A 15,754-nucleotide genomic window follows, 5' to 3' on the forward strand; every position below is an offset into this window, starting at 1 on the left:
CCGGTCAGGGGGTTTCCCGATGGTGGGGCACGCCGCCGCGCTGGCAGCGTGGGGGACGACGAAGGAGGAACGATGCGCGGTGCGCTCGTAGCGGTGGCGGCAGCGGTGACGGCCCTCGGCCTGACCGGGTGCGCCGTCGTGGCCGGTCCCCAGGAGAGCGAGGACCGGGCGGTCGGGGACGTCGCCGCCGTCGCGCTGGCGACCAGCGGCGACCTCGTGGTGGTGCGCGGGGACCTGCCGGCGCTGACCGTGACTGCCGCACGCCCCGCGTTGGAGCGTCTCACCAGCGACGTCGCCGGGGGGCGGCTCACGCTGGGCAGCACGGGGACCTTCATGACGGGCCGGATCGGCTACCTCCTGGAGACCTCCCACCTCGACCGCGTGACCGTCCAGGGCTCGGGGGACGTGACCGGCAGCGATGTCACCGGAGACGTGCTCGAGGTGGTCGTGCAGGGTTCCGGCGACGTGTCGTTCGACCGGGTGGACGCGCGGCGTGTCACGGTGACCGTGCAGGGTTCCGGGGACGTGACGCTCGGCGGTCGGTCCGACGAGCTCGTGGTGCACGTCGCCGGCTCGGGCACCGTGCACGCTTTCGAGCTCACGGTCGACTCCGCGGACGTGGACATCGCCGGCTCGGGAGACGTGCAGGCCAGCCCGTCGGGAACGCTGCGTGCCCGGATCGTGGGCAGCGGTGACGTGCTCTACCGCGGCGACCCCCAGGTGACGTCCCAGGTGCTCGGCTCCGGGGACCTGATCCGCGACTAGCAGCGCGCCGGATCGAGCCCCGCGACGACCAACACCCTCCGGGTGTGGCTGGGGGAGAGGGCAGGGGAGCGCGGCGGAGGGCGCGGCTCATCCCCAGCCGATCCCCGGTCGGCTCCCACCGCGGGTCCAGGAACGCGCGCCATCGTGGGTCTCGGGACCCAGGAGGGATGGCACGCGATGAGCGAGACGTGGAACCCGGTACCCACCACTCCCCGCGCTCGGGCCGAGGGGATGAGACGGCTCACCCGGCTCACGGCGGGGCTGTCCATCGGCGCCGTGGCCGCCACCGGCGTGATCGCCGCCGCAGTGGGCGTCGGGCAGCTCGAGTCGTCCGGCGTCCAGGTGCTCCCCGGCGTGCTGACCGGCGACGACGGGGCGACGGGCGGCGGCGGAGCCCTCACGACGGTGCCCGGTCGGCAGTCCGGCCCCTCGGGACTGATCCGGATCGCACCCCAGGGCGTGCCGCACGCCACCACCGGCGGCTCGTGATGGTCGCGGCCGACGACTGGCGCGCCCTGGGCACCTGGGTGCGGCTCGCCGTCACGGACGACGCGGCGCTGCCGCGCGCCAGGCAGATGCTGATCGACGACCTGGGTGCTCTCGACCTGGCCTGCAGCAGGTTCCGTGACGACTCCGAAGTGGTCGCCCTCGAGCACGCCCGGGGGCGGGCGACCCGGATCAGCCCGGTGCTGGCCGATGCGCTTGCGGTTGCGCTCGCCGCGGCGCGCCTGACCGGCGGCGACGTGGACCCCACCGTCGGGCGGGTGATGGTCGACCTCGGCTACGACCGCGACCTGGAGGCCCTCGTCGAGCTGGCGGGCCCCCCGAGGGTGCGGCCCGCGCCCGGCTGGCAGCGGGTACGGCTGGACCTCGAGCGCAACGAGGTGACCGTCCCGCCGGGGGTGCTGCTCGACCTCGGTGCGACCGCCAAGGCCAGAGCCGCGGACCTCGCGGCGCGCAGGATCGCCGACGCGCTGGGCACCGGGGTCCTGGTCGCGCTCGGTGGCGACGTGCGGGTCGCCGGTCCGGCGCCGGCCGAGGGCTGGCGCGTCCGGGTCCAGGACCACGCCGGTCCGCCGGCTCAGGAGCCCGACGGTCCGACCCTGAGCCTCGACCACGGCGGCCTGGCGACCTCGAGCACGTCGTCGCGTCGGTGGGTGCGTTCGGGGACCCAGCTGCACCACATCGTCGACCCGCGGGTCGGCTTCCCGGCCTGGACGCCGTGGCGCACCGTCACGGTCGCTGCGGCGAGCGCCGCCCTGGCCAACGCCGCGAGCACCGCGGCCGTGATCCGCGCCGAACGGGCGCCGGCGTGGCTCGCGGAGCTCGGGCTCCCCGCTCGGCTGGTCACCCGGGACGGTGCTGTGACGACCGTGGCCGGTTGGCCCGTGCAGGGGGTGGCCGCGTGAACCCGCTGTGGATCGCCAGCCGTGCCACCGGCCTGGTGGCGTTCGTGCTGCTCACGTTGGTGGTCGTCCTCGGCATCGCGGTCCGCCGGACCGCCGGCAGCTCGCGGACCCCGCGGTTCGTGTGGGTCGGGCTGCACCGCAACACGACCCTGCTGGCGACCGTCCTGGTGGTCCTGCACGTGTTCAGCGTCGTGGTGGACAGCTACGTGGACGTGCGCTGGACCGACGTCGTCGTGCCCTTCCTCGGGCACTACAAGCTGTTCTGGCTCGGGCTGGGGACGGTGTCGCTGGACCTCATGGCCGTCCTGACGATCTCCAGCCTGCTGCGGCACCGGATCCCGGCGCGGCTGTGGCGCGCGCTGCACTGGACGGCCTACCTGTTCTGGCCGGTGGCCGCGGTGCACGCCATCGGGATCGGCACGGACATGCGCGGCAGCCCCGGGCTCGCCCTGATCGCGGCGTGCAGCCTGGCGGTGGCGGGTGCCGGCCTGTGGCGGATGTCCGCCGGGCGGGCGCGTCCCGCACCGATCCGCGCTGCCCAGCACCTCGACGAGCTCCGTGCCCGGGGGGCCTCGGCCGCCCGCGTGCGGGCCACCACCCGGTGAGGCGGCGATGACGTCCACGACCTCGCGCCACTGGGCGCAGACCGTCCCCGGCTCGACGGCCCTGCCCCGGGTGCTGGCCGGCGACGGCCGCCGGGACCTGCCCGGGCACCTGGCCCGGCACGGGCAGCTCCCGGACGTGTCCGGGTCGGCGCTGCTGGACGCCGTGGAGGCCGCCGGCCTGTCGGGGCGTGGAGGGGCCGGGTTCCCGACCGCGCGCAAGTGGCGGGCGGTCGCCTCGGGCGCCGGTCCGGCCGTCGTGGTCGGCAATGCCGCCGAGGGGGAGCCGGCCAGCTCCAAGGACCACGTCCTGCTCACCACCAACCCGCACCTGGTGCTCGACGGCGTGCAGGTCGCGGCGCGCGCCGTGGGCGCGACCCGGGTCGTGCTGTACGCCGAGCCGGACGCGGAGACGTGGGCGGTGCTCGGCGAGGCGCTGCGTGAGCGGGAGGACGACCGGGTCGAGCTGATCGCCGCGCGCCACGCGTTCATCGCGGGCGAGGAGAGCGCCGTCGTCGACGCCGTCTCCGGCGGGCCCGGCCTGCCGCGCGCCAAGCCGCCCCGGGTGTTCGAGCGCGGCGTCGACGGTCGGCCGACGCTGGTGCAGAACGTCGAGACCCTCGCGCACGCGGCGCTGGTGGCGCACTACGGGCCCGGCTGGTTCCGGGCGCTGGGCACCGACGACGAGCCCGGCACGATGCTCCTCACGCTGCACGGCGGCCGGGGACGGACGGTCGCGGAGGCCGAGATCGGCACGCCGCTGGTCGACCTCGTCGACCTCGCCGGGGCCCAGGCGGTGCTGATCGGCGGGTACCACGGCACGTGGGTACCGGCCGATGCGGCGCGGTCCGCGCGGCTGTCCCGCGCGTCGCTCGGCGCCGTCGGGGCGACGCCAGGGGCCGGTGTGGTGGTCCCGCTGCCGCGAGGCTCGTGCGGCGTGGTCGAGACCGCGCGGGTGCTGGTGTACCTGGCGGCCCAGTCCGCCGGACAGTGCGGTCCGTGCCTGAACGGGCTGCCCCGGATCGCGCTGGTCGCGGAGGCGCTGGCCGAGGGCCGAGCGACCCCGCGCGACCTGGCGGACCTGCGGCGCTGGGCCGGCCTGGTGCAACGCCGAGGCGCGTGCGCCCACCCGGACGGCACGGTTCGACTGCTGACCAGCGCACTGGAGGTGTTCGAGCCCGAGGTCCAGCGGCACCTGGCGGGCCGGTGCTCGGCACGAGACCACCGGCCGATCCTCGACGGGAGGTCGTGATGGGCCCCGAGCCGACTGTCGAGCTGCTGATCGACCGCACGCGCTGCGTGGGGCACGGGTCGTGTGCCGAGCTCCTGCCCGAGCTGCTCACGCTCGACGAGTGGGGCTACCCGTCCAACCCGGCCGGCCCGGTGCCGGCCCCTCTGCAGCGCTTCGCGCGCCGCGCGGTGGGCACCTGCCCCGTGCTTGCGCTCCGGCTGGCCGAGCAGCCCGCCCGCCGCTGACTCCCGGCCCCTCAGACGGGGCTCGTCAGGTCGTACATCGTGACGCCGTCGACCGTCCGGGACGCGAAGGTGGAGGTCACCCAGCTCTCGATGGCCGCAGCCTGGTCGGAGCCGCCGCGCTGGGGTCCGAGACCTCCGCCGGCGATGAACCAGTGGATCTTCCTGGACGAGACCAGCGCCTGGAACTCCTCGAGGGTCGGGGACGGGTCGGAGCCGTTGAAGCCCCCGATCGGCATCACCGAGTCCTGCGTCGCGAGCTGGTAGCCCGCCGCCGACTGCGAGCCGACCGCCGCGGCGACCCAGGTGTAGTCCCGCGCGTCCTGCTCGAGCAGCGCCGTGACCTCGCTGCTCGGTTCGGAGGCGTTGAGCAGGCCGCCCGCGCCGCCGCGCGCGAACCCACCGAAGCTCGGGAAGGTGCTCGTGGTGTTGCCCGGGCCGGCGGGCAGCCCCGGGAAGCCGGTGCCCGTCGCACCGCCCGGGCGTCCGGCACGGGGCCGGTTCCCCTGCGCGCCCGGGGGGCCGCCCGCGCGGGCGCCTGCCGCCCGCGGGCCGAAGCCACCGAAGCCGCCGATGACGGCCGGGCCGGCCGTGGGCAGCGACCCGGTGTGCGCGGTGGACACCGTCTGCAGCGAGTACGCCGTCGGTCCGGCCAGCATGGCCGCGACGGACACGACTGCCGCGAGGGGTGCGAGCCGCCGGAACCGCTCGACCGTGGCGAGCGCGACCGCGCCCGCGCCGAGCGCCCCGAGGGCCAGCACGACGGGCCGCAGCCAGGGCAGCCAGCCCGGGCTCCGGTCGAGCAGCACCACCGCCCAGATCGCGCTGCCCAGCACCGTCGTGGCCAGCGCGCCGGACACCCATGGGGTGCGCCTCCGCGCCCACGACGCCTCACCCCCGACCGCCACCAGCACGGCGACGGCGGGAGCCAGCGCGACCGCGTAGTAGGCGTGGAAGATCCCCGCCATCAGGCTGAACGTCAGGCCGGTGACCATCAGCCAGCCGCCCCACACCAGGAGCTCGGCGCGGTGGCCGTCCGTGCGCGGAGCGTGGCGGACCAGCCACAGCGCGACCAGACCCAGGACCAGCGCCGCCGGCATCAGCCAGGCGATCTGGCCACCGATCTCGCTGCCGAACAGCCGGCCGAGCCCGGTCGAGCCCCACCGCCCGCCGCCCACCGAACCGGTCTCGTCGCCCGTGATGCGGCCCAGCCCGTTGTAGCCGAAGGTCAGCTCGAGGAAGGAGTTGGTCTGCGAGCCGCCGATCCACGGTCGGTCCGCGGCCGGCACCAGCTCGACGAGCGCGACCCACCAACCGCCCGTGAGCACCATCGCCACGACGGCGAGCACGCCGTCCCGCAGGCGCCTGGCGAGCCCCACCGGGGCGGCCAGCAGGTACGCCAGCGCGAAGCCGGGCAGCACCAGGAAGGCCTGGAGCTGCTTGGTGAGGAAGGCCGCTCCGACCAGCGCCCCGGCGGCGAGCATCCAGCGTGTCCTGCCGTCCTCGACGGCGCGGAGCACCGCGAGGGCCGCTGCCGTCAGCAGCAGCACGAGCAGCGCGTCAGGGTTGTTGAAGCGGAACATCAGCGCGGCGACGGGGGTCAGTGCCATGACGGACCCGGCGAGCAGCGCCGTGCCGGCGGCGTGCCGGCGACGCACGCCGGCGTACAGCGCACCGACGGTCGCCACCCCCATGAGGGCCTGAGGGACCAGGATCGACCACGAGGACAGCCCGAAGGCGCGCACCGACAGCGCCATCACCCAGATGGACATCGGCGGCTTGTCCACGGTGATCGAGGCCGCCGCGTCGGAGGCGGCGTAGAGGAACGCTGACCAGCTCGTCGAGCCTGCCTGGGCGGCCGCCGAGTAGAAGGCGTTCGCCCAACCGGACTCGGCGAGGTTCCACAGGTACAGGGCCGCGGTGCCCAGCAGCAGGGCCGCGAGGGCGGGCAGCTCCCACCGCGGTCGGGTCCGGCCGGTCGGGATGCCGGCGTCCGCGGTTCCGTGCGTCGGCGGGACCTCCTCGACGGAGTCAAGGACGCAGGAGGCGGCCTCGGGGCTGGTCATCGTGGGGCTCCGATCCAGGTCGGGGTCGGGTGGGGCGCTGCCGGGTCGGGCGCTGCCGGGTCGGGAGCCGCCCGGTCGTCGGTCCGCCCTGGCGTGCGCGCACCGCCCGTACGGAACACCCAGTGCCGCAGGAGCGTGAAGCGCAGCACCGTGGCCGTGAGGTTGGCCAGCGCCAGGACGGCGAGCTCGGTGACCCGGGAGGCCTGCGTCGTCGTGTCCAGCACGGCCAACGACCCTGCCGTGAGCACCCATCCCAGCACGAAGACGGCCAGACCCTGGACGTGGTGCCGCCAGGCGTCCCGCCTGCCGCGCACGCCGAAGGTGATGCGGCGGTTCGTCGCGGTGTTCGCCACCGCGGTGACCAAGAGCGCCACCAGGTTGGCGCCTTGCGGGCCCAGCGGCGACGCGAGCAGCAGGTAGAGCAGGCTGAAGGCGGCGGTGGACGCCACACCCACGGTGGCGAACCGGATCAGCTGTCCGGTCAGACCGCGCCCGTCGCGCTCGGCCCGCAGGTGCTCGGCGACCTCGCTCAGCGGCAGGCGGCCGGTGAGCAGGTCCCGGCCCACCCGCGCGATGCCTCGCAGGTCGGCCAGCGCGGTGGCGACGACGTCCACCCGGCTGTCGGGGTCGTCCACCCAGTCCACGGGCACCTCGTGGATGCGCAGTCCGGCGCGCTCGGCCAGCACCAGCAGCTCGGTGTCGAAGAACCACCCGGTGTCGTGCACGAGCGGCAGCAGCTCGCGTGCGACGTCGGCGCGGATCGCCTTGAACCCGCACTGCGCGTCGGAGACCCGCAGCGCCAACGTGCCGCGCAGCAGCAGGTTGTACCCGCGTGAGATCACCTCGCGCTTGGGCCCCCGCACGACCCGCGACCCGCGCGCCAGCCGGGTACCGACCGCCAGGTGGGAGTGGCCCGAGACGAGTGGCGCGACCAGCGGGAGCAGGGCCGACAGGTCGGTGGACAGGTCGACGTCCATGTAGACCAGCACGGCCGCGTCCGACTCGAGCCACGCGGCCCGCAGCGCGCGGCCCCGGCCCTTGGCCTCCAGGTGCCGGGCGGCGACACCCGGGAGGTCGCGGGCCAGCCGGGCGGCGAGCCGGTCGGTGCCGTCCGTCGAGGCGTTGTCGACCACGGTGACCCGGGCCGGGTAGGGCACGTCCTCGTCGAGGAAGCGCCGCACCCGGCGCACCGACGCCTCGAGCGTGGCGGCTTCGTTGTGGACCGGGATCACCACGTCGAGCACCGGGGCCCGCGGTGGTCCCTCCGGGGCCGGGGCGAGAGCGGACGCGGGGGTCAGGGTCATGGCGACACCGTGGCCCGCGTCGGTGCGTGCAGGCTGAGGCGAGCCTGTGCGCACCCTGTGAGCCTCCGCGCGGGGTGCACGCCCGGAGCTGCCGGGCGCCTCGCCGACGCAGGGTCCCAAACAGCCCCGCGCGCGCGGCCCGCTGCCCTAGGCTCGAGGTGCGGAGGCGTCGTATGGCGTGGCAGAGCATCCTCGACCGGTTCCGCCCTGTGGGTGCACCGGGTCCCGCCGGGCCTGCCGGTGTGCCCAGCCAGGACGCGACGGGCCCGGCGGCTGAGCTCGCGGCGGTCTTCGAGGCGCTGCGCCCCGACGTCGAGCAGGCCTCGCGCACCGTGGCCGAGGCCCGCGTGCGGGCCCAGCGGCTGGTCGCCGATGCGCGCGACGGGGCCGCGGCCGAGCTGGCCGCGGCGCGCTCTCGGGCTCCCGCCGTCCGTGAGGAGGCCCGGCTGGCCGCGGAGCAGCAGGCGGCGTCGGAGGCCGAGGCCCTGACGGCCCGCGCCGACGCGGAGGTGGCCGTGCTCGCCGAGCGTGGCCGGGCGCGGCTGCCCGGCATGGTCGACGACGTGCTGAGCAGGCTCGTGGAGCAGCCATGACGAGCGCCGACTGGGTCGCGGCGAGCACGCGTGCGCGGGCCATGGCTCGCGGACGGGTCGGGGCCGGGGCGTGCCGAACGGCGGCAGCGACGGGGGAGTGGAGCGCCGCGCTGCGCGTCCTCGCGCCGACGGCCGCGGGCCCACGGCTCGCGAGATGCCGCACGCTGGCCGAGGCGGACCTGGCCGGGCGGGCCGCTCTCGTGTGGTCCGTCCGGGTGCTCGCCGGCTGGATCCCGGCACGCGGCACCGGTGTGGTCCGGGCGCTGGCCGCCGGGGCCGAGGTCGCGAACCTCACCGCGATGGCCGCGCGCCTCGCGGGCGGCCAGGCGCACGTCGCCGTACAGGACGGTGACGTGCCGCTCGACCTCGGGGCGCTCGCCACCGCCTGGCCCCGGTTGAGCGGCGCGACGTCCGTCGCTCAGCTGCGCGAGGCGCTGCGACGCTCCCCCTGGGGCGACCCGGGCTCGCCGGAGGAGCTGCCCGACGTGCTCACCGCGGTGTGGCTGCGGCGGCTGGTCGCGGAGGTGCCGGCCACGCGGGCGTGGGCACGGTGCGCGGCCGCGCTCCTCGTGGCGCGCCGGAGCCTGCTCGATCAGCCGCCGGTCCCTCGGCTGGTCGCCGTGCTGGGCCCGGTGCTGGGCCGCTCCTGGTCGGCCGCGCACACGCCGGACGCCCTGCGCTCGGCGCTGTCGCCGGCCGTCGCCCGGTGCCTGGAGGGCGTGACCGCGGCGGACGACCTGTGGCGTGCCGAGGCGCGGCTGCGAGGGCAGGTGCAGGCCGACGGCTTCGGGCTGCTGCGCCGCGGGGTGCCCGGTCCCGACGTGGTCGTGGGCGCCGTCGCGGTGCTCGCGGTGGACTCCTGGCGCGTGACGGCCGCGCTCGCGGCCGCAGCGGCGGGCGGGGCGAGCGAGGTGCTCGATGTCGTGGCGTGAGGCGATGAGCCCGGTGCGGATGCAGCGCGTCGCGCTGGTCGCACCGTCCGAGCGGTGCCGCGACATGCTGGTCGCCGTGGCCCGCTCCGGCGTGGTGGAGCTCGACCTGCCCGGTGCGCGGGCCGAGGGTGGCCACGAGGTGGACAGGGCGGTGGGCGCGGCCGTCGTCCGCGACGGGGTGGCTGCGCACGTCGGCTGGGTCCCGTCCCGCGAGCTGCCCGGGCTGGCCGGTGCGTTGGCCGGCTGCGACGCGTCGGTCGTGCCGCTGCCGCACCCGGCGGGTGTCGAGCCGCCCACACTCTTGACCGGGCGGGCCTCGCGCACGCTGGTGGACACCTACGCCACCGTTCCGTACCGCGACGTCGACCCGGCACGGCTTGCCGGTCCGGCCTACGTCGTGATGTTCGGGATGATGTTCGGCGACGTGGGCCACGGTGCCGTCCTCGTCGTCCTGGGGCTGCTGCTGCGCGCCAAGGTGGTCGCCCGGCTGGCGCCCCTGGCCCGGGCCTGGGCCTTCGTGGCGGGTGCAGGGGTGGCGGCGATGGTCTTCGGCGCGTTGTACGGCGAGGCGTTCGGGCCCACGGGCCTCATACCGGTGCTCTGGCTGGACCCGTTGACCGAACCCATCCCGCTGCTCGGGGCCGCGATCGGCCTGGGTGCGGCGCTGCTCGCCGTCTCCTACGTGCTGGGCACGGTGAACCGGGTCCGGGAGGGCGGCTGGGGCTATGCGCTGTACGCCCGCACGGGTCTGGCCGGCACAGCGCTCTTCGCCGCGGTCGGGCTGCTCGCGGCCGGTCTGCTGACGGGGCACGGCTGGTGGGTCGCGGCCGCGGCCGCGCTCGGTGCGGCGGCCCTCGTGCTCGTCACGATCGGGCTGGTCGCCGAGGCCGGCGGCGGTGTGTCCGGCGGGGTGCAGGCCGGCGTCGAGCTGGTCGACACCGTGGTCCGGCTCGGGTCGAACATCGTGTCCTTCGCCAGGCTGGCGGCCTTCGGCCTGACGCACGCCGCACTGCTCACGCTGGTCTGGGAGGGCACCCAGGGGTTGTGGGGGCCGGGCTGGCGGGCCGTGGCGGCCGTGGCCCTGCTCGTCGTCGGCAACGTGGTGACCTTCGGCCTCGAGGCCCTCGTCGCCGGCATCCAGGCGCTGCGCCTGGAGTACTACGAGCTGTTCTCGCGCGTCTTCACCGGGGAGGGGCGGCCGTTCCGTCCCTGGAACCCAGAAGGGAGCTCGACATGACGTGGCTGCTCGCCGTTCCGCTCCTCGCCGTGGTCGCCGTGGCGGTCGTGGCCCTGCTGCGCCGCCGTACCAGCGGGGGGGTGCGGCTGCTGGTCGCGGTCGACGCGGCGGTCCTGGTCGGCGCGCTGGTCCTGATCGCGGTGGCGCTCGGCGCGGGCCCTGCGCAGGCCGGGTCCGTGGCCGCCGCGACCGAGACCACGACGGGTGGTGGGATCGGCGGTCCCGCGCTGATCGCGGCGGCGATCGCGGTCGCCGGCTCCTCGATCGGCGCGGCGTTCGCGGTCGCCTACACCGGTTCGGCGGCGCTCGCGGCGATGAGCGAGCGGCCGGAGATCTTCGGCCGGGCGATGGTCGTGGTCGGGCTGGCCGAGGGGATCGCGATCTACGGTCTCGTGATCGCGATGATCATGATCGGTAGGGCCTGATGGACTCCGGGGCGAGCACGGGCGGCGTCGTTGCCCTGGGGGAGCGGGACCTGGTCGCGCCGTACGCGCTCGCGGGGGCGCGGGTGTGGGCGGCCGACACCCCGCAGCAGGTGCGCGCCGCCTGGCAGGAGCTGACCGACGACGTGCTGGTGGTCCTGCTCACCCCCGCGGCCGCCGCGGTGCTGGCCGCCGCGGCAGGCGGCCCGATGACGGCGGTGCTCCCGTGACCGCCTGGCCGGACGAGCTCGCCCCGGTGCGCCGGGCCATGGCCCGCGCGGCACAGCTGGAGGCCGACGAGCTGCTCGACGACGCCGCACGTGAGTCCGAGTCGATCGCGGCCCGGGCGGCGGCGGATGCCGAGGCGTTGCTCGAGGCCGCGCGCGAGGACGGCGCCGCCGCGGGGCGCGCCGCGGCCGCCCTGACCGCTGCGCGGGCGCGACGGGCCGCGCACCGCCGCGTCCTCGCCGAGCGCGAGCGCCTGCGCGACGAGCTCGTGCGGCGTTCGGTCGAGGCGGTGGCGCAGTGGGAGGGCGACGCCCGCCTCGAGGCGTTCGTCCGGCGCCTCACACAGCGGTGCCACGAGCTGATGGGGCCTGGCGCCGACGTCAGCGCGGCGCCGGGTGGTGGCGTCGTCGCCGTGCACGGCACCCGGCGCCTGGACCTGAGCCTTCCGGTGCTCGCGGCGCGGACCGCGACCGCCCTCCTGGACGAGGCGGCCGACCCGTGGAGCTGACCGGTGGGCGGGTCCGCCGGGTCAACGGGCCGCTCGTCGAGGTCGAGAACCTCGGCGACGTGGCGATGTCCGAGGTCGTCAGGCTCGGCCCGGAGCGGATCGCCGCGGAGGTGGTCGGTCTCGCGGGGGCGCGCGCGACGTTGCAGGCGTACGAGTACACCGGCGGGTTGCGTCCGGGCGACCGCGCAGAGGCCACGGGGGATCGGCTCGCCGGGTTGTTCGGGCCCGGGCTGCTCGGCCAGGCGTTCGACGGCCTGCTGCGGCCGCTGTCCGGCGCACCGGTCTGGCTCACGCCGCACCGCGAGGTGGACGCCGCGGCCCGGGCGTGGCACTTCGAGCCGGCCGTGGCCCTCGGGGACCAGGTCGAGCCTGGAGACCTGCTGGGCACCGTCCCGCAGACCGGACCGGTCGAGCACCGCCTGGTCGCCCCGGTTCGCGGCCCGGTGACCTGGCTCGCCGACGGATCGCTCGGCGCGACGGACCCCGCCGTGCGGGTGGGCGACATCCCGGTGCCGCTGGCGCATCGGTGGCCCATCCGGGTGCCGCGGCGGTTCCGGGAACGGCTGTCCGACGTCGTCCCGCTGCACACCGGGCAGCGCGTGCTCGACCTGCTGTACCCGATCGCCCGGGGGACCGCCGCCGCCGTCCCCGGCGGCTTCGGGACCGGCAAGACGCTGCTCCTGCAGCAGATCGCCAAGTGGAGCGAGGCCGACGTGGTGGTCTACGTCGGCTGCGGGGAGCGCGGCAACGAGATGGCCGAGGTGCTCGACGAGCTCGCTCAGGTCCCCGACGAGCGCACCGGTGGTCGGCTGGTGGACCGCACGGTCATCATCGCGAACACCTCGAACATGCCGATGATGGCGCGCGAGGCGAGCATCCACAGCGGCATCGCGGTCGCCGAGTACTTCCGCGACATGGGTTACGACGCGGTGGTCATCGCCGACTCGACCTCGCGCTGGGCCGAGGCGCTGCGGGAGTTCGCCAACCGGACCGGTGACCTCCCCGCGGAGGAGGGCTACCCCGCCACCCTCGCCTCCCAGCTCGCGGCGTTCTACGAGCGCGCGGGGCGCGTGGTCACCCTCGGCGGACGCACGGCGTCGACCACGGTGATCGGGGCGGTCTCGCCCCCCGGCGGCGACATGACCGAACCGGTGACCACCGCGACCCAGCGGTTCATCCGCTCGCTGTGGCTGCTGGACCGCGAGCTTGCCTACGCCCGGCACTACCCCGCGGTGACCTGGGCGGGGTCGTTCGCGCGGGACGCCGACGCGGTCGGGCTGTGGCACGCGGCCCGGGGCGACCCGGGGTGGCGGGCGCGCCGCGCGACCGCCACGGCGCTGCTCGCCGAGGCGGACCGCCTCGCCTCGCTGGCCGAGGTGATCGGCACCGCGTCCCTGCCGGCCCACGAGCGCGTCGTGCTGCTGGCCGGCCAGCTGCTGCGCGACGCCGTGCTGCAGCAGAACGCCCTGGTCGCCAACGACGCGTCCTGCTCGGTCGCCAAGGGTGCCGCGTTGCTGACCACCGTGCTGGACGTCGTGGAGACCTGCCAGCGGCTGGTCGCGCGGGGCGTCGCGGCGACCACGGTCGAGGAGGCCGACCTCGCCGACCTCGTCCGGGTCCGCGAGGAGGTCGGGCCGGACGACGCCGACGGCGTGCTGCGTCGGCGCGAGGAGGTCCTGGCGAGGCTGGAGGCCCTGACATGACCGCCGAGCGGGTCCCGGACCCCGGCGTCGCGCCGGGGGCGGTGGACCTGGGCGCCGAGATCGCCTTCTCCGACGTGCGCGAGCTGCGCGGACCCCTGCTCGTGGTCGGCGACGTGACGGGGGTCGGCTGGGACGAGTTCGCCACCGTCGACGTCGACGGCGGGGTATCTCGGCACGGGCTGGTGCTCGAGGTGGACGACGACCTCGCGGTGCTCCAGGTGCTCGAAGGCACCGCCGGGCTGGTCCCGGGCGGCGTGTGGGTGCGGTTCGCGGGCCGTCCTCTGCAGGTGCGGGTGAGCACCGACTGGTACGGCCGGGTGTGCAACGGCCGCGGCGAGCCGTTGGACGGCGGCCCGCCCGTCGGTGGCTCCCCGCGGCCCGTGGCCGGCTGGCCGCTCAACCCGACCCGGCGGGAGCCGCCGCGCGAGGCGGTGCTCACCGGTGTGTCCGTGCTGGACACGCTGACCACTCTGGTCCGCGGACAGAAGCTGCCGATCTTCTCGGTGCCCGGGCTGCCACACCTGACGCTGGCCACCCAGATCGCGGCGCGCGCCACCACGGCGGGCGAGGGCTTCCGCGTGGTCTTCGCCGGCATGGGTCTCACGCACGCCGACATCGCCTACGTCCGCGACCGGCTCGAGGAACGCTCCGCCGCGGGCGAGCTGGTGCTGCTGCTCAACGCGGCCGACGACCCGGTGATCGAGCGCGTGCTGACCCCGCGCATCGCGCTGACCGTCGCCGAGCACCTGGCGTTCGAGCACGGGGACGACGTGCTCGTCGTGATGTCGGACATGACCTCCTACGCCGAGGCCGTGCGCGAGGTGGCGGCCGCACGGCGCGAGATCCCGGCTCGGCGCGGGTACCCCGGCTATCTCTACAGCGACCTGGCCAGCCTGTACGAGCGTTGCGGCCGGGTGCGCGGCCGGCCGGGCTCGGTGACCGTCGTGCCGGTGCTCACGATGCCGTCGGGGGACATCACCCACCCGGTACCCGACCTCACCGGCTACATCACCGAGGGCCAGATCGTGCTGTCGCCCGAGGTCGACGCGCGCGGCGTGTACCCCCCGGTGGACGTGCTGTCCTCGCTGTCCCGGCTCATGCGCTCCGGCGCAGGCCCCGGTCGGACCCGCGAGGACCACCTTCCTGTCGCCGCGCAGGTGCTGGCGGCGCTCGCGCGGGCGCGGCAGGCCGCCGAGCTGGGCGAGCTCGTCGGCGTCGCGGCGCTGAGCCAGACCGACCGGGCCTACCTCACGTTCCGCGAGACCGTGGAGCGGGACCTGTTCGCCCAGGGCGGTGACGAGGGCCGGCCGATGGGCGACTCCCTGGACCGCGCGTGGCGCGCGCTGGACGTGCTGCCCCGTCGCGAGCTGACCATGCTGCCCGCGGCGATGGTCGCCGAGCACCTGGGGGGTGTGTCGTGAACGTCGGCAGGGCCGGGCGGGTGCGCGTGCAGCGTCGGCTGGCGGTCGCGCGGCGCGGGGCCGAGCTGCTGGACCGCAAGCGGCACCTGCTCGCCGAGGAGCTCGAGCGTCTCGAGCTCGCCGCCGACCGGGCCGGTGGGGAGTGGCGGCTCGCGGCCGCGGAGGCCCGGCGCTGGGCCGGGCGCGCCACCGCCCTGGACGGGCCGTCGACCATCCGGCTGGCCGCCCCTGCGAGCCCGGCCGTGGCGACGGTGACCTGGGGTGCCACGATGGGTGTGGCGTTCCCTGTCGACGCGTCGACCCGGTGCCCACCGGAGCGCGTCGTGGGTGGGTCCTCCGCGCTCGTGCTCGCGGCTGAGGCCCACCGCGCCGCGCTGGACGCCGGGGTCGCGCACGCCGCGGCGCTCGCAGCCGTCGGCCGGGTCCGCGCCGAGCTCGCCGCCACGCGGACGCGGCAGCGGGCGGTCGAGCGGCACTGGATCCCCCGACTGGAGGGCGAGCTCGCCACGATCGAGCGGGCGTTGGCCGATCTGGAGCTCGAGGAGGCGCTCCGGCTGCGTTGGGCGGCCGGGGCGGTCGCAACGGGGAGGCGACGATGACCACCACACCCGCCGGCGTCGTCCTGGTCGCCGTCACCGACTCCGAGGCGGCCTTCGCCGCGGCGGCCGTCGCCGTGGCGTACGCCGGTGCCCTGCACGCCAGGCTCCGCGCCGTCACCGTGCTCCCGGCCGACGCCGCCGAGCGGAGCCGGCCCGAGAGCGCCGTGCTGCGCGACGAGGCCGCCGACGCCGCCCTGCGGCACGTTGCCGCACTCGCGGAGCGGGCAGGCGTGGACGCCACCGGCACGACCCGGCACGGGGGCGTCGCGGCGCAGATCCTCGCCGAGGCGTCCGCCTGTGGTGCGGAGCTCGTGGTGATGGCGCGCGTCGCCCGCCCCGGCCACGCCCTGCCCACCGTGGGCTCCCAGACGTTGCGGGTCCTGGAGTTCGCCACCGTCCCGGTGCTCGTCGTGCCCACCCAGGTGCACCGGCCGGGGTGGCACGTCTCCTGAGGCCGGAAGGGCGGCGCCCAGGTGCCGCGTCTAGGGTGGC

18 protein-coding genes are annotated in these 15,754 nt (G+C 76.2%); 16 read left to right on the plus strand and 2 right to left on the minus strand.

The window, feature by feature from the left end:
* Positions 1 to 72: 72 nt before the first annotated feature.
* The 6 genes from Q6348_RS07080 (at position 73) to Q6348_RS07105 (ending at position 4,252) form a co-directional block, all read left to right on the plus strand.
* On the plus strand, positions 73 to 765 hold the full coding sequence (locus tag Q6348_RS07080; RefSeq protein WP_304600597.1) for a head GIN domain-containing protein: 693 nt from the start codon (positions 73 to 75) through the stop codon (positions 763 to 765).
* A gap of 177 nt (positions 766 to 942) precedes the next feature.
* Entirely contained in the window at positions 943 to 1,254 is a 312-nt protein-coding gene (locus Q6348_RS07085; RefSeq protein WP_304600598.1) for a hypothetical protein, read from the plus strand.
* A complete protein-coding gene (locus tag Q6348_RS07090; RefSeq protein WP_304601936.1) occupies positions 1,254 to 2,174 on the plus strand; it encodes an FAD:protein FMN transferase in 921 nt (306 codons plus the stop codon). The genes Q6348_RS07085 and Q6348_RS07090 overlap by 1 nt, the downstream gene beginning before the upstream one ends.
* Entirely contained in the window at positions 2,171 to 2,779 is a 609-nt protein-coding gene (locus tag Q6348_RS07095; RefSeq protein WP_304600599.1) for a ferric reductase-like transmembrane domain-containing protein, read from the plus strand. The genes Q6348_RS07090 and Q6348_RS07095 overlap by 4 nt, the downstream gene beginning before the upstream one ends.
* 7 nt (positions 2,780 to 2,786) lie before the next feature.
* Positions 2,787 to 4,028 (plus strand): NADH-ubiquinone oxidoreductase-F iron-sulfur binding region domain-containing protein, encoded by a 1,242-nt coding sequence (locus Q6348_RS07100; protein ID WP_304600600.1) that lies wholly within the window; start codon positions 2,787 to 2,789, stop codon positions 4,026 to 4,028.
* Positions 4,028 to 4,252 (plus strand): ferredoxin, encoded by a 225-nt coding sequence (locus Q6348_RS07105; RefSeq protein ID WP_304600601.1) that lies wholly within the window; start codon positions 4,028 to 4,030, stop codon positions 4,250 to 4,252. The genes Q6348_RS07100 and Q6348_RS07105 overlap by 1 nt, the downstream gene beginning before the upstream one ends.
* An 11-nt stretch (positions 4,253 to 4,263) precedes the next feature.
* Here the strand turns inward: Q6348_RS07105 and Q6348_RS07110 are convergent, their stop codons facing one another.
* Complete coding sequence (locus tag Q6348_RS07110) at positions 4,264 to 6,315, minus strand: ArnT family glycosyltransferase (RefSeq protein WP_304600602.1); 2,052 nt, start codon at positions 6,313 to 6,315, stop codon at positions 4,264 to 4,266.
* Positions 6,312 to 7,619 carry a bifunctional glycosyltransferase family 2/GtrA family protein gene (locus Q6348_RS07115; protein ID WP_304600603.1) on the minus strand — a complete coding sequence of 436 codons (1,308 nt, stop codon included), beginning with the start codon at positions 7,617 to 7,619 and terminating at the stop codon, positions 6,312 to 6,314. The genes Q6348_RS07110 and Q6348_RS07115 overlap by 4 nt, the downstream gene beginning before the upstream one ends.
* A gap of 173 nt (positions 7,620 to 7,792) precedes the next feature.
* Here Q6348_RS07115 and Q6348_RS07120 point away from each other — a divergent pair, with 173 nt between their 5' ends.
* The 10 genes from Q6348_RS07120 to Q6348_RS07165 are packed head-to-tail and all read left to right on the plus strand — an operon-like array spanning position 7,793 to position 15,714.
* Positions 7,793 to 8,212, plus strand: a complete 420-nt coding sequence (locus Q6348_RS07120) for a hypothetical protein (RefSeq protein ID WP_304600604.1) — start codon at positions 7,793 to 7,795, stop codon at positions 8,210 to 8,212.
* Positions 8,209 to 9,144, plus strand: coding sequence for a hypothetical protein (locus tag Q6348_RS07125; protein WP_304600605.1), 936 nt, complete (start codon positions 8,209 to 8,211; stop codon positions 9,142 to 9,144). Before Q6348_RS07120 ends, Q6348_RS07125 begins: the two co-directional genes overlap by 4 nt.
* On the plus strand, positions 9,131 to 10,381 hold the full coding sequence (locus Q6348_RS07130; protein WP_304600606.1) for a V-type ATPase 116kDa subunit family protein: 1,251 nt from the start codon (positions 9,131 to 9,133) through the stop codon (positions 10,379 to 10,381). The genes Q6348_RS07125 and Q6348_RS07130 overlap by 14 nt, the downstream gene beginning before the upstream one ends.
* Positions 10,378 to 10,806, plus strand: coding sequence for an ATP synthase subunit C (locus Q6348_RS07135; protein ID WP_304600607.1), 429 nt, complete (start codon positions 10,378 to 10,380; stop codon positions 10,804 to 10,806). The genes Q6348_RS07130 and Q6348_RS07135 overlap by 4 nt, the downstream gene beginning before the upstream one ends.
* Positions 10,806 to 11,033, plus strand: a complete 228-nt coding sequence (locus Q6348_RS07140) for a hypothetical protein (protein ID WP_304600608.1) — start codon at positions 10,806 to 10,808, stop codon at positions 11,031 to 11,033. The genes Q6348_RS07135 and Q6348_RS07140 overlap by 1 nt, the downstream gene beginning before the upstream one ends.
* A complete protein-coding gene (locus tag Q6348_RS07145; protein WP_304600609.1) occupies positions 11,030 to 11,539 on the plus strand; it encodes a hypothetical protein in 510 nt (169 codons plus the stop codon). The genes Q6348_RS07140 and Q6348_RS07145 overlap by 4 nt, the downstream gene beginning before the upstream one ends.
* The gene (locus Q6348_RS07150) at positions 11,530 to 13,242 is read left to right on the plus strand and encodes a V-type ATP synthase subunit A (protein WP_304600610.1); all 1,713 of its coding nucleotides are present in this window, start codon (positions 11,530 to 11,532) and stop codon (positions 13,240 to 13,242) included. The genes Q6348_RS07145 and Q6348_RS07150 overlap by 10 nt, the downstream gene beginning before the upstream one ends.
* Positions 13,239 to 14,663, plus strand: coding sequence for a V-type ATP synthase subunit B (locus Q6348_RS07155; protein WP_304600611.1), 1,425 nt, complete (start codon positions 13,239 to 13,241; stop codon positions 14,661 to 14,663). Before Q6348_RS07150 ends, Q6348_RS07155 begins: the two co-directional genes overlap by 4 nt.
* Positions 14,660 to 15,262, plus strand: a complete 603-nt coding sequence (locus Q6348_RS07160; RefSeq protein ID WP_304600612.1) for a V-type ATP synthase subunit D — start codon at positions 14,660 to 14,662, stop codon at positions 15,260 to 15,262. The genes Q6348_RS07155 and Q6348_RS07160 overlap by 4 nt, the downstream gene beginning before the upstream one ends.
* The gene (locus tag Q6348_RS07165; protein ID WP_304600613.1) at positions 15,259 to 15,714 is read left to right on the plus strand and encodes a universal stress protein; all 456 of its coding nucleotides are present in this window, start codon (positions 15,259 to 15,261) and stop codon (positions 15,712 to 15,714) included. The genes Q6348_RS07160 and Q6348_RS07165 overlap by 4 nt, the downstream gene beginning before the upstream one ends.
* The last annotated feature ends 40 nt before the right edge of the window (positions 15,715 to 15,754 follow it).

The sequence above is a fragment of the Actinotalea lenta genome, assembly GCF_030586465.1.
In the GTDB taxonomy this organism is placed as follows: domain Bacteria; phylum Actinomycetota; class Actinomycetes; order Actinomycetales; family Cellulomonadaceae; genus Actinotalea; species Actinotalea lenta.